Below are 12,706 nucleotides of genomic sequence, written 5' to 3'. Positions count from 1 at the left end.
GGTGCCTTCTTTTCATTGCACGGTCTTGGTGCCAGGCGCCAGGTGATGCTCGGTGCGGGTGAACAGCGTGGCCGCGTCCACCGCATCGAAATGGTATTGCTGGCCGCAGAACTCGCAGCCCACCTCGATCTGCCCTTGCTCCGCCAGGATGCTTTCGACCTCTTCCGTGCCCAGGCCACGGATCATCTGGCCCACGCGCTCGCGGCTGCAGCTGCAGGCAAAGCGCGGTGCAGTGTCCCCCTTCAGGGGTTCAAAGCGAACCACTTTTTCTTCCCAGAACAGACGACGCAGGATGGTGTCCACATCCAGCGTCAGCAGTTCCTCACGCTTGAGGCTGCCGGCCAGCAGGGCGATGCGGTTGTAGTGCTCGTTCAGGCCGATCTCGTCCTCATTGGCTGCAGAGCGCAGGCTGCCGGCCAAGTTGCCCTCGCCTTCGAGCGGCAGCCGCTGGATCAGCAGGCCCGCAGCCACCTTGTCGTCGGCCGCCAGCACCAGGCAGGTGTCGAGCTGTTCGCTTTGCAGCATGTAATGCTCCAGCACCGAGCTGAGCTTTTCCAGCTTGTGGCCATGGTCATCGAACAGGGGCACCACCCCCTGGTAGGGCTGTTGGCCCGGGAACTTGTCCTTGGGGTCCAGGGTGATGGCGCAGCGCCCCTTGTTGTGGACATTGACCATCTCGCTCAGGCGCGCCTGCTCGGGCACTTCGCCGACCAGGGTGGCCGTGACACGAAGGCTCAGGTCGGGCTGGGCTTCCGCCACGGCCACACGCACGGGTCCGTCGCCGAACACCTGCAGCACCAAGGCCCCATTGAACTTGATGTTGGACTGCATCAGCACGCTGGCCGCGGCCATCTCACCCAACAGCTCGCGCACCGGCACCGGGTAGGCCCCGGTGGCCGAGTTGGCGGCACGCCGGGCCAGGACCTCGGTCCAGGCATCGGTCAGGCGCACGATCATGCCGCGCACCGGCAGGCCATCAAAAAGAAATTTATGAAGTTCAGACACGCAAAAAAATCCTGAAAATCGCCACCTCGAACAAGCCCGGGAGCTCAGTCGACGCGACGCAAACCCACCTTGAAACGGCGGGCGTTGTCGATGTAATGCTTCGCACTCTGGCGAAGCCCTTCAATCTGCTCGGGGCTGAGCTGGCGGATCGCCTTGGCCGGACTGCCGATGATCATCGAACCGTCCGGGAACTCCTTGCCCTCCGTGACCAGCGAGCCGGCCCCCACCAGGCAGTTCTTGCCGATGCGGGCCCCGTTGAGCACCACCGCACCGATGCCGATCAGCGATTCGTCGCCAATGGTGCACCCGTGCAACATGACCTGATGCCCCACGGTCACATGGCGCCCCACCACCAGCGGCTTGCCGATGTCGGCGTGCAAGACACTGGCGTCCTGGATGTTGGAGCCTTCACCGATGGTGATGGATTCGGTGTCCCCACGCACCACCGTGCCAAACCAGACGCTGGCGTCCTGCCCCAGGCTGACCCGGCCCATCACCTGTGCGCTGTCTGCAATCCAGGCCGATTCGGCCACTTCCGGGGCCACCCCGTCGAGTTCATACACTGCCATTCATTGTCTCCAGTGGGTTCATTTGGGGCCGCTTTGTCAGCCATCAAGTGCCGGGCAGGCCCGGCGGCGCAGCCTAGAATTGTAGAGATGGAGCTACGTCAACGTGCATTGGAGGTCTTGTGCCTCACCGATCCCGCCCAAAAAGTGGCGGCCACCGTGGCCTTGCACGAGCAGGCTGGTGCGTTGGCCCTGGCCGTGAACACCCGGCTGCAAGCCCCCGCTGGCGCCCTGCTGCCCGGCCACCCCGACCGCCCACCCTTGGTCAAGCACACCGAAGTGGTCAAACGGTCGCCCAGCACGGTGGAAGGGCGGGCCGCTTTGCTGCACTCGATCGCACACATCGAATTCAACGCCATCAATCTGGCCCTTGATGCGGTCTGGCGTTTTGCGGACATGCCCGAGGCCTTCTACACCGATTGGCTGCGGGTGGCCCGTGAGGAGGCCTACCACTTCGAACTGCTGCGTGCACAATTGCAACGCATGCCCCACAACGGGCACCCCTGGGACTACGGCGACTTTCCGGCCCACCAGGGCCTGTGGTCCATGTGCGAGCGGACTGCGGACGACATCGTGGCCCGCATGGCCCTGGTGCCTCGCACCATGGAGGCTCGGGGCCTGGATGCCACTCCGCTGATCCAGACCAAGCTGCGGCGCATTGGCACACCCGACGCGCTCGAGGCCGTCAGCGTGCTGGACATCATCCTGCGCGACGAAGTCGGTCACGTGGCCATCGGCAACCACTGGTACCGCTGGCTGTGCGAGCGTCAGGGCCTGGACCCGGTGGCGCTCTACCCCGAGCTGACGCGCCGCCACGAGGCCCCGCGCATGCGCCCCCCCTTCAACGACCAGGCCCGGCGTGCGGCAGGTTTCACGGAAATCGAGATGGAATGGCTGCAAAACGGGTAAAGCACCGCTTGGGAGTCCGTCAAGAGCGTCTTGAGCCCCGTTCATCTCTAAAATAGCGGCCGTGAAAGGCCTCCCCACATGACTGCTGTACGTCCGAACAACGCCCCTGCTGCCGGCGGGGCTCCATCAATGGCCAACGGACAAACCCAGGCGCCCATGATTGCCCGCCAAGCCATCGTCGATGCCTCCCACAATGTCGTGGGCTACGAACTGTTCGACCGCAGCCAGGCCAGCGGCGACCACACGGCGGCTTCGGACGTGTCCCTGGTGTTCAATGCCCTCTCGCACGTCGGTGAAGAGGACCTGTTCGGCAAGCTGTTCCTGTTTGTCAACTGCACCCATGACAGTCTGGCGGGCGGTCACCTGGATCTGGTCAACCCCGAGCGCCTGGTGCTGGAAATCCCGCCCCTGGACGACCCGGCCCCCCAGAACGTGGAGCACCGCCTGCCCATCCTGGCCCAGCTGCGTCAGCGGGGCTTTCGGCTTGCCTTCGGGCAGTTTGTGCTCGAACCGGCCTATGCGCTGTGGCGCCCGCTGGCCACGTTCGTGAAGCTGGATCTGGCACTGATTGCCAACAATGACCTGAAAGAGGTGGTCAAGAACGCCCGCCGCAGCACCGATGCCGCCCTGATTGCCGAGAAGGTCGAAACGGCCGAGCAATACGACCGCGTGTCCAGCCTGGGCGTGCAGTTGTTCCAGGGGTACTGGTTCGCGCGCCCGACGCTGGTCAAGACCCGCATGGTGTCGCCGTCACAGGCGCACATCCTGCAATTGCTCAAGCTGGTGCGCAACCAGGCCAGCACCGATGAGATCGAGGAAGTGCTGAAAAAGGACGCGGGCCTGGCCTTCAACCTGCTGCGCCTGATCAACTCGGCAGGCTTTGGCTACGCCCGCGAAGTCACCTCCTTCCGTCAGGCCGTCATGCTCTTGGGCCTCAAGAAGCTGTTCCGCTGGGCGGCCCTGCTGCTCACAGCCACCCGCGCCGACAACTCGCCGGCCACCATCGGCAACATGGCCGTGGTGCGCGGGCGCCTGATGGAACTGCTGGCCGAACAGGTGATGAGCCCCGAGGATGCCGACAACGCCTTCGTGGTGGGCATCTTCTCGCTGCTCGACGTGATGTTGGGCGTGCCGCTGGACCAGGCCCTGGAAACCCTGACCCTGCCCCACACCGTGACAGACGTGCTGCTGAACAAGGAAGGCCCCTACGCCCCGTTGCTGGAGCTGGCAGAAGCCTGCGAGCTGGGTGACGAAGTGCGCTTCAACCTGGCCTGTCAAGCCCTCAAGCTGAGCGGCCAGCAAGCCAACTGGGCTCATTTGCAGGCCTTGGCCTGGGCCGACCAGATGGTCAATGAGACCTGAGCGGGTCAGCTTGGCGCCATCGGCCCGACACAGATCAAAGCAATGCAGGAAGGACACCCCATGAGTTCCAACGAAGCCCCGCCGGGCGACAGTGCCCTGTCGCCACTGGACAGAATCGCCGACAACGCGGCGGGCAACCCGGCCGAAGACGAAAACGCCTCGGTGATCGCGCGCCAGGCCATCGTGGACGAACACCGTGCCGTCTACGGCTACGAGCTTTTTGACCGCTCCACCCGCGGTGCCAGCCACACCGCCGCCAGCGACGCGGCCTTGCTGTTCAATGCCTTGTCCTATGCCGGCACCGAAGCCCTGGTGGGCAAGAAGACGGTGTTCATCAACTGCACCCATGACAGCCTGGCCGGGGGACACCTGGAGCTGATCAGCCCCGAAAAAGTGGTGCTGGAAGTGCCGCCCATGCCCACCGATGACGTGGAGCTGATCGAGCAGCGGGCCTTGATTCTGAAAGACCTGCGCGAGCGTGGTTTCCGGCTGGCGTTTCCGCACATGATGCTGCGCCGGGCCTATGCCTCGTGGCTGCCGCTGGCCTCGTTCATCAAGATCGAGATGAACATCCTGAAGCCTGAGCTGGCCGAGCCCCTGGTCAAGTTCGCCCGAGCCAACACCAAGGCCGAGATGATCGCCGAGAAGGTGGAGACCGCCGAACAGTTCGAGCGCATGGCCAAGCTGGGCGTGAAGCTTTTCCAGGGCTTCTGGTTCGCCAAGCCCTCGCTGGTTCAGGCCAAGACCATCCGCCCTTCGCAGGCCACCATCATCCAGTTGATCAACCTGGTACGCAAACAGGCCGACGCGGGCGACATCGAGGAACTGCTCAAGAAAGACCCCACCCTGTCTTTCAACCTGCTGCGCTTCATCAATTCGGCCGGCTTCGGCCTGCAGGTCGAGGTCACTTCGTTCCGCCATGCCGTGATGATGCTCGGCATGAAAAAGCTGTTCCGCTGGGCCGCCCTGCTGCTCACCACGTCGAAGGATGGTGCACCGCCCGCGGTGGGCACCACCGCCGTGGTGCGTGGGCGCCTGATGGAGTTGCTGGCCGCCGAACTGCTGCCCGCCGAGGAATGCGACAACGCCTTCATCGTGGGGGTGTTCTCGCTGCTCGACACCATGCTGGGCATCTCGCTGGACAAGGCGCTCAACACGGTTTCGCTGCCGCAGAACGTGGTCGATGCCCTGCTGAACAAGACCGGTGTGTTCTGGCCCTTCCTGGAGCTGACCATCGCTTGCGAATCAGGGGATGACGCGGTGTTTGCCCGCGTGGCCACCGAACTGCACCTGTCCAACCGCCAGGTCAACTGGGCCCACCTTCAAGCCCTGGATTGGGCCGAGTCGCTCAACGACTGAGGCTCTCGGCCCCACCCACCGCAGCGGCGGGTGGATGGGCGGGCCCTGGGCCTCAATCTGCCTTGATGCCAGCCTGCCGGATGATGCGGGCGTTGGCCTCGGACTCCTGGGCAATCAAGCGGGCGAAATCACTGGCCTTGCCCCCTGCAGGCAGGTTTTCGCTGGCCAGCAGCCGGCTGCGCACATCGGGCTGGGCCAGCACCCGGTTCACCTCGGCATTGATGCGCTCCACCACGGCCACCGGCGTGCGGGCCGGAGCCAGCAACCCGAACTGCGACGCCAGGTTGGCTGCGGGGTAGCCCAACTCGGCCAGTGTGGGCACCTTGGGCAGGGCCTCCAGGCGGCTGGCTGCACCCACCGCCAAAGGCTGCAGGCGCCCGCTCTTCACATGCTGCAGCACGGCGGCGCTGGCATTGGTCGACAAGACCTCAAACTGGCCGCTCAAGGCGTCCGTCATCTGTTGCCCGCCGCCCTTGTACGGCACGTGCGTGATGTCCACCTGGGCCGCAGCCCGCAGTTGCTCCAGCATGATGTGGCCCAGTGAGGCCTGACCGGCCGTGGCCCAACGCACCTGCCCCGGCTGCTTGCGCGCCTGCGCCAGCAGCCCGGCAAAATCGTTCAAACCCGACCCTGGCGTGGCCAACAGCAGCACCGGCGAAGCCATCACGTTCACCACCGGCACGAGGTCATGGGCCGGGTCATAGGGCAGCTTGCCCAGGTGGGGGCTCAGGGTCAGCGGGCTGATGGCACTGAAGCCCAGGGTGTAGCCATCGGGGGCGGCCTTGGCCACCGCGTCCATGGCAATCGCCCCACTGGCACCGGCCTTGTTCTCGATCACCACAGGCTGCCCCAACGGGCCTTGCAGGCGCTCGGCCAGCAGGCGGGCCACCACATCGCTCACGCCGCCGGGGGGATAGGCCACCAGCAGGCGCACCGGGCGCGTGGGCCAGGCCGGCGTGGCCTGCGCCCAGGCCCCTCGGGCGACAGGCAACAGGCCCAGGGCAGAGGACCGGGCCAGCAATTGGCGGCGTGAGTTCAGGAACATGAAAACTCCAAAGCAAGAGGTGGGGACCAGGCTGGAGGGCTCAGCATCAGCATATTCGCCGGCCTCAGCCCCGTGGGTGATGTTGGGCATGCAGCTGGCGCAGGCGCTCCCGGGCCACATGGGTGTAGATGGTGGTGGTCGAGATGTCAGCATGGCCGAGCAGCATCTGCACGGCGCGCAAATCGGCCCCGTGGTTGAGCAGGTGAGTGGCAAACGCGTGGCGCAACGTGTGCGGCGACAACGGCGATCGGATGCCGGCCTGCTCGGCATTTTTTCGAACGATGACCCAGAACATGGCCCGGGTCATGCCCTGCCCACGCTGGGTGACAAACAGGTCGTCACTGAGCTGCCCCCCCAGGATGACCGGCCGGGCCTGCGCCAGGTAGGCCTGCAGCCAGTCGCGCGCCACTTCGCCGAAAGGCACCAGCCGCTCCTTGCCGCCCTTGCCCTGGGCCTTGAGCACGCCTTCAGCCAGGCCCACCTCATGCAGGCGCAAGCCCACCAGCTCGGACACCCGCAGGCCACTGGCATAGACCAGCTCCAGCATGGCCCGGTCGCGCAGACCCAGCGGAGTGCTGGTATCAGGGGCCGCCAGCAAGGCCTCGACCTGGGCCTCGCTGAGGGTCTTGGGCACGCGCAGCGGCTGACGCGCCGCCTGCAGTCGCAGCGTGGGGTCCACCGAGATGTGCCGCTCGCGCAGGGCCCAATGGAAATACCGGCGCAGCACGGTCAGCCGCCGGTTGGAAGTGGTGATGCGGCTCTGCGCATGGCGTTGGGCAAAGTACTGCTGGATGTGCGCCTCGCCAGCCCCATCGAGCGACAAGCCCTGCTGGGCCAGCGCGCCAGCAAACAGGCTCAGATCACGCCGGTAGGCCGCCAGGGTGTTCTGTGACAGGCCGTCTTCGAGCCACAGGGCATCGATGAAGCTGTCGATCAGGCCCTGGCTGCGTGGCGTGGGGACAGGCGTCGATGTGGGCTGGGTCAGCGTGGACATGGATGAGGGCAGGCAGAGCCCGAACTATGCCATGCCCCAGACGCAAAAAAGGCCGGTTGCTGTGGCAAGCAACCGGCCTGTGGCATCAGGGCCCGAACAGGCCTCGCCGAGCCCGAAGGTTCACAAGCTCAATCCAGGGTGAGCTTCTGCTGCTGCACCACGCGCTTGTAGACCTCGAACTCCGCCTTGATCTGGTCGGCGAACTGCTCGGGGGTGTTGCCCACGATGATCGAACCGGTGTCTTCGATGCGCTTGCGCACGGCCGGATCTTCCAGGGCCTTGCGCACGCCGGCGTTGATCTTGTCCACCACCTCCTTGGGCAGGCCCTTGGGGCCATAGATGCCGTAGTAGGCCATGCGGTTCACCGGCTCCAGCCCGACCTCCTTGAAGGTGGGCACATTGGGCAAGGCCGCCAAACGCGTGGGGGCGGCCACCACGATGGGGATCAGCCGGTTTTCACGCACAAAGGGCATGGCCGAGGGCATGTTGTCGAAAATCATCGGCACCTGACCCGCCACCGTGTCGTTCAAGGCCGGACCCGCACCCCGGTAAGGGATGTGGGTGACGAACACGCCCGCCAGGTTCTTGTAGAGCTCCATCTGCAGGTGGCCAATGCCCCCGGTGCCCGACGACGAGTACGAGTACTTGCCGGGCGACTTCTTCACCTCGGCCAGAAAGCTCTTGTAGTCCTTGCCCGGAAAGCTCGGGTGCACCGCAATCACGTTCGGCGTGGCCGCCACGTTGACGATGGGGCTGAAGTCGGTCAGCGGGTTGTACGGGATCTTGGGGTTGATGGCGGGGTTGGCGGCCGTGGTCGAGACCGTGGCCACGCCCAGGCTGTAGCCATCGGGCACCGCACGCGCCGTTTCGGTGGCCCCCACCACGCCGCCGCCGCCCGCCTTGTTGATCACCACCACGGGTTGCCCCAGCACCTTGCCCAGCGGGTCAGCGATGGTGCGGGCAATGATGTCGGTCGTGCCCCCTGGCGCAAACGGAACGACCAACTGAATGGCCTTGGTCGGGTAAGACTGCGCCCACACGGCACCGGTCAATGTGCTCACAGCGAGTGCAGCAATCCAGGTACGACGATGCATTTGAATTCTCCTAGTCAACGCGTTCTTGAATGAGTGCGAGATCGTAACGGCTAGCCCGACCTCTGCCCCTGTGGAAAGCAGCTAGTGACAAACCCTGTTGCCCCCTGACTGTTATTCTCGACCGGTGAACTACGCCCAACTGCTCTTCCCCGATTTTTCGCTGATTCTCTGCGGCTTTCTGTTGTGCCGATACACCGCGCTGAACCGCACCGTGTGGCAACAGGTCGAGAGCCTGGTGTATTTCTTTCTGTTTCCGGTGCTGCTGTTCCACTCCATCGTGAAAAGCCCGCTGAACCTGGGCGAGGCGTCCTCGCTGCTCACGGCCGGGGTGTTGATGGGGGTGTCGGGCATTGGGCTGTCGTATGCGCTGCCTCACTTGCCGTTCGTGGGCCGCTTCATGCGCGGGCGTGAGCACCCGGCCAGCGTGCAGGTGGCGTTCCGCTTCAATTCATTCATTGCCCTGGCCATCACCGACCGGCTCGCCGGGCCCCAGGGCATGTTGCTGATCGCGGTGTTGATCGGCGTTTGCGTGCCGATTTTCAACGTGGCTGCGGTCTGGCCCATGGCACGCCACGCCAAGCGCGGCTTCGTGGGCGAGATTCTGCGCAACCCCTTGGTGCTGGCCACGGCCAGCGGGCTGCTGGCCAATCTGGCGGGCTTCACCATGCCGGTCTGGCTGGACCCGACGGTCAGCCGCATCGGCGCGGCTTCGCTGGCACTGGGCTTGATGTCGGCCGGCGCAGGCATGGAGATCGGGCAACTGGCCAAGGCCCGCACCCTGGCCGTGGCCGTTCTGTCCATCCGACACCTGGTGCTGCCACTGCTGGCCTGGGGCCTGGCCCGCGCCTTCGGGCTGGACACCGTGCAGACCACGGTGCTGCTGGCGTTTTCAGCCCTGCCCACCGCCTCGACCTGCTATGTGCTGGCCGCCCGCATGGGCTACAACGGCCCCTATGTGGCTGGCCTGGTCACCCTGTCGACCCTGCTGGGCATGGCGAGCCTGCCCTTTGCCCTGGGGGTGCTGCGCTAAGCGCCCAGGCCAGGTGCTCGGCCAACACCGCGTCGGCACCGGCCTGATGTGCCGCCAGGGCCTGGCGCAGCACCACGGCCTCGTCACCCGCCAGGCCACCCTGCAGGGCATTGCCGGCCGCCACGCTCAGATTGCGCACCCAGCGCCAATGGCCGATGCGACGGATCGGACTGCCCTCGGTGCGGCGCAGAAACTCGCCCTCGGACCAGCCCAGCAAATGCGCCAGCGTCTGGCCTGACAGGCCGGCGCGCTCGTCGAAATCGGGCAAGGGCGAGCGTTGCGCAAACTTGTTCCAGGGGCACACCAGTTGGCAATCATCGCAGCCGTAGATGCGGTTGCCCAACAGCGGACGCAGGGCCAGGTCGATCGGGCCATCGTGCTCGATGGTGAGGTAAGAGACACAGCGCCGCGCATCCACCCGGTGGGGCGCCACGATGGCCTGCGTAGGGCAGGCCTGTACACAGGCGCTGCACTGGCCGCAGTGCGCCGTGACCGGTTCAGTGGGCGGCAAGGCGATGTCCAGGTAGATCTCACCGAGGAAGAACATCGAACCCCCGTCGCGGTTCAGCACCAGGGTGTGCTTGCCGCGCCAGCCCTGGCCACTGCGGGCGGCCAGTTCGGCCTCCAGCACCGGGGCCGAATCGGTGAACACCCGGTGCCCCAGAGGCCCCAACTCGGCGGCCATGCGCTCGGCCAGTTTTTGCAATCGGCTGCGCAACACCTTGTGGTAGTCACGGCCCCGCGCATACAAGGACACCACCGCCTCGCCGGGACGCTGCAATCGCGCCAGTTCATGCCCGGTCCAGTCGGCTGGGGTGCTGGCGGGCAGATAATCCATGCGCGCGGTCAGCACGCTGACCGTGCCCGGCACCAGTTCGGCTGGCCGGGCCCGCTTCAGCCCGTGCGCCGCCATGTAATTCATGCTGCCGTGGAACCCGGCAGCCAGCCAGGCCTCCAAGCCTGGCTCGGCACTCGCCAGATCGATGCCGGCGACGCCGATTTGAGAAAATCCCAGCGCCCGGGCCCAGCCCTGGATGTCGGATACAAGTTGATGGCCATTGATTTGCACCCCGGAATTGTAGGAACCCTGTTGTCCATGTCGCCCATGTCGCCCCACCTGTCTTCTGCCACGCTGATCTGGAGCCACGAAACCGATACCCAGGCCTTCGCCCGCCGTCTGGCCGCCTTGCCTGGTGTGCGCCATGCCTTCATCGAGTTGCAGGGGGATCTGGGCGCCGGCAAGACCACATTTGTGCGCCACCTGCTGCGCGAGTTGGGCGTGCAGGGACGGATCAAAAGCCCCACCTACGCCGTGGTTGAGCCCCATGAAGCCCGCCAGGGTGAGCAGGTGCTGCGCATCTGGCACTTTGATTTCTACCGCTTCAACGATCCCCGTGAATGGGAGGAGGCCGGCTTTCGGGACCTGTTTGCCAGCCCGGGCCTGAAGCTGGCCGAATGGCCCGACAAGGCCCAGGGCATGCTGCCCGTGCCCGACCTGGTGCTGCAGTTGACGGTGCTGGGATCGGACGAGACGCCGGATGATGACAGCGCCGACACGGCCGAGGCCCCCGCGGCCGCCCGCCAGGTCGTGTTGCAAGCCGCCACCCCGCTGGGCCAGACCTTGCTGGAGGCCTTGCGAGCATGAGCCGCCACCCCCACCTGAACGCGCACGCAGAGACCCCACAGGTACCCGTCCTGCTGCGCCGCCGCCAGGCCTTGCAGGCCGGTGGCGTGGTGCTGCTGATGGGGCTGACCGAGTTGGCCTGGGGTGCCAGCATCGTGGCCGTGCGGGTGTGGCCCGCGCCAGACTACACCCGGGTGACCATCGAATCCGATGGCGCACTGGCCGCGCGGCAGACCTTTGTGGCCAACCCGCCACGACTGGCCGTGGACATCGACGGCATCGAGATGAACCCGGCCCTTCGGGAGTTGGTGGCCAAGGTGAAGGCCGACGACCCCTTCATCAGCGGGATCCGGGTCGGCCAGTACGCCCCAGGGGTGGTCCGGCTGGTGATTGACCTCAAACAGGCAGCCTTGCCCCAGGTCTTCACCCTGCCCCCGGTGGCCGCCTACCAGCACCGGCTGGTCTTCGACCTGTACCCCACGGTGACAGTCGACCCACTGGAAGCCCTGATCGCAGAACGCCTTCAGGACAGCCGACAAGCGGTGCATGCGCCGGCCACCGCCGTCACCACCGCCCCCCCCAGTGGCAGCGCAGGCAAGCCCGCGCCACTGCCCGACCCCCTGGGAGAATTGATTGCGCAGCGCAACCCCCATGCAACCGCGCCCTCCGCAAGCTCCGCCCCCGTGAGCCCCCCAGGCCGCCCGGAGCTCAAGCCCAGCCCCAGCCTCAGCGGCCCTGGCACGAGCCCAACAACCCAGGCTTCAGCCAACGCCAGCCCCCCTGGCCCCGCGCCGCGCCCTGCCAGGCCCCCGGCCAACGACAACGCCGAGACCCAGGCCACCGACCGCCTCATCATCATCGCGCTGGACCCGGGCCACGGCGGCGAAGACCCAGGCGCCACGGGCCCTTCGGGCACGCGCGAGAAGGACGTGGTGCTCAGCATCGCCCACCTGCTGCGTGAACGCATCAACGCCACCACGGTCAAGGGCAACCCGATGCGGGCCTTCATGACCCGCGATGCCGACTTCTTCGTGCCCTTGCATGTGCGGGTGGACAAGGCCCGGCGCGTGCAGGCCGACCTGTTCGTGAGCATCCATGCCGACGCCTTCATCACCCCGGCGGCCCGCGGAGCCAGTGTGTTCGCGCTCAGCCAGAGTGGCGCCTCCAGTGCGGCGGCCCGTTGGATGGCCGACAAGGAGAACCGGGCTGATCAGGTGGGCGGCCTGAACGTGAAGGTGCAGGATGCCACCGTGCAACGCGCCCTGCTCGACATGAGCACCACGGCGCAGATCAACGACAGCCTGAAGCTGGGCACCGCCCTGCTGGGTGAGATCAGCGCCGTCGGACGACTGCACAAGCCCAAGGTCGAGCAGGCCGGCTTTGCCGTGCTCAAGGCGCCCGACATCCCCAGTGTGCTGGTCGAGACGGCCTTCATCAGCAACCCCGAAGAAGAAGCCCGCCTGCGCAGCCCTGAGTACCAGAATCAGTTGGCCGATGCCGTCATGCGGGGCATCGAGCGCTATTTCTCGCGCAACCCGCCACTGGCACGCAACCGCAGTGCCTGAAGCGCCCGCCATGGGGCGCGGTGAGTCGATCAAATTGCCGGCAATTCGTCATTAATGACCGAATAGGCCTATTTTTGAAACATCTGGACTTATTTGAAACCTTGGCAACACATCAATGCCGAGTTTCAAACAGATGGTGGTGGCTCATGTTTG

General features: G+C 65.8%; 12 protein-coding genes. 6 read left to right on the top strand and 6 right to left on the bottom strand.

Going from position 1 to position 12,706, the window contains the following annotated elements; all coding sequences use genetic code 11:
• Positions 1 to 12: 12 nt before the first annotated feature.
• Both hslO and AC3WUT_RS19085 read right to left on the bottom strand, forming a co-directional pair.
• Complete coding sequence (hslO, locus tag AC3WUT_RS19090; protein ID WP_492348667.1) at positions 13 to 1,005, bottom strand: Hsp33 family molecular chaperone HslO; 993 nt, start codon at positions 1,003 to 1,005, stop codon at positions 13 to 15.
• A 44-nt stretch (positions 1,006 to 1,049) separates the two neighbouring features.
• Entirely contained in the window at positions 1,050 to 1,574 is a 525-nt protein-coding gene (locus tag AC3WUT_RS19085; RefSeq protein WP_492348666.1) for a gamma carbonic anhydrase family protein, read from the bottom strand.
• A gap of 87 nt (positions 1,575 to 1,661) precedes the next feature.
• On the opposite strand from AC3WUT_RS19085, the gene AC3WUT_RS19080 reads away from it, so the two are divergent.
• From AC3WUT_RS19080 to AC3WUT_RS19070, 3 genes are all read left to right on the top strand, one after another.
• Entirely contained in the window at positions 1,662 to 2,480 is an 819-nt protein-coding gene (locus tag AC3WUT_RS19080; protein ID WP_492348665.1) for a ferritin-like domain-containing protein, read from the top strand.
• 78 nt (positions 2,481 to 2,558) lie between these two features.
• Complete coding sequence (locus tag AC3WUT_RS19075; protein ID WP_492348664.1) at positions 2,559 to 3,842, top strand: EAL and HDOD domain-containing protein; 1,284 nt, start codon at positions 2,559 to 2,561, stop codon at positions 3,840 to 3,842.
• A gap of 60 nt (positions 3,843 to 3,902) precedes the next feature.
• Positions 3,903 to 5,201, top strand: coding sequence for an EAL and HDOD domain-containing protein (locus tag AC3WUT_RS19070; protein WP_492348663.1), 1,299 nt, complete (start codon positions 3,903 to 3,905; stop codon positions 5,199 to 5,201).
• Positions 5,202 to 5,253: 52 nt separating this feature from the next.
• Here AC3WUT_RS19070 and AC3WUT_RS19065 read toward each other — a convergent pair whose 3' ends face one another.
• The 3 genes from AC3WUT_RS19065 to AC3WUT_RS19055 form a co-directional block, all read right to left on the bottom strand.
• A complete protein-coding gene (locus tag AC3WUT_RS19065) occupies positions 5,254 to 6,246 on the bottom strand; it encodes a Bug family tripartite tricarboxylate transporter substrate binding protein (RefSeq protein WP_492348662.1) in 993 nt (330 codons plus the stop codon).
• Positions 6,247 to 6,310: 64 nt separating this feature from the next.
• Complete coding sequence (gene xerD, locus AC3WUT_RS19060; protein ID WP_492348661.1) at positions 6,311 to 7,240, bottom strand: site-specific tyrosine recombinase XerD; 930 nt, start codon at positions 7,238 to 7,240, stop codon at positions 6,311 to 6,313.
• Positions 7,241 to 7,368: 128 nt separating this feature from the next.
• On the bottom strand, positions 7,369 to 8,334 hold the full coding sequence (locus AC3WUT_RS19055) for a tripartite tricarboxylate transporter substrate binding protein BugE (RefSeq protein WP_492348660.1): 966 nt from the start codon (positions 8,332 to 8,334) through the stop codon (positions 7,369 to 7,371).
• A gap of 124 nt (positions 8,335 to 8,458) precedes the next feature.
• Here AC3WUT_RS19055 and AC3WUT_RS19050 point away from each other — a divergent pair, with 124 nt between their 5' ends.
• On the top strand, positions 8,459 to 9,364 hold the full coding sequence (locus tag AC3WUT_RS19050; protein ID WP_492348659.1) for an AEC family transporter: 906 nt from the start codon (positions 8,459 to 8,461) through the stop codon (positions 9,362 to 9,364).
• Here the strand turns inward: AC3WUT_RS19050 and queG are convergent.
• The gene (gene queG / locus AC3WUT_RS19045) at positions 9,303 to 10,433 is read right to left on the bottom strand and encodes a tRNA epoxyqueuosine(34) reductase QueG (RefSeq protein WP_492348658.1); all 1,131 of its coding nucleotides are present in this window, start codon (positions 10,431 to 10,433) and stop codon (positions 9,303 to 9,305) included. The two genes, AC3WUT_RS19050 and queG, sit on opposite strands and share 62 nt — an antisense overlap.
• Between queG and tsaE the strand changes: the two genes are divergently transcribed.
• Together tsaE and AC3WUT_RS19035 are read left to right on the top strand one after the other, a co-directional pair.
• A complete protein-coding gene (gene tsaE, locus AC3WUT_RS19040; RefSeq protein ID WP_492348657.1) occupies positions 10,413 to 11,009 on the top strand; it encodes a tRNA (adenosine(37)-N6)-threonylcarbamoyltransferase complex ATPase subunit type 1 TsaE in 597 nt (198 codons plus the stop codon). The genes queG and tsaE overlap by 21 nt on opposite strands.
• The gene (locus AC3WUT_RS19035) at positions 11,006 to 12,553 is read left to right on the top strand and encodes an N-acetylmuramoyl-L-alanine amidase (protein WP_492348656.1); all 1,548 of its coding nucleotides are present in this window, start codon (positions 11,006 to 11,008) and stop codon (positions 12,551 to 12,553) included. The genes tsaE and AC3WUT_RS19035 overlap by 4 nt, the downstream gene beginning before the upstream one ends.
• Positions 12,554 to 12,706 lie beyond the last annotated feature (153 nt).

This window comes from Curvibacter sp. EU05-FHT14A10 (assembly GCF_058791075.1).
The sequence above is the reverse complement of the archived record's forward strand: the minus strand, read 5'-3'. Positions and strand labels throughout refer to the sequence as shown.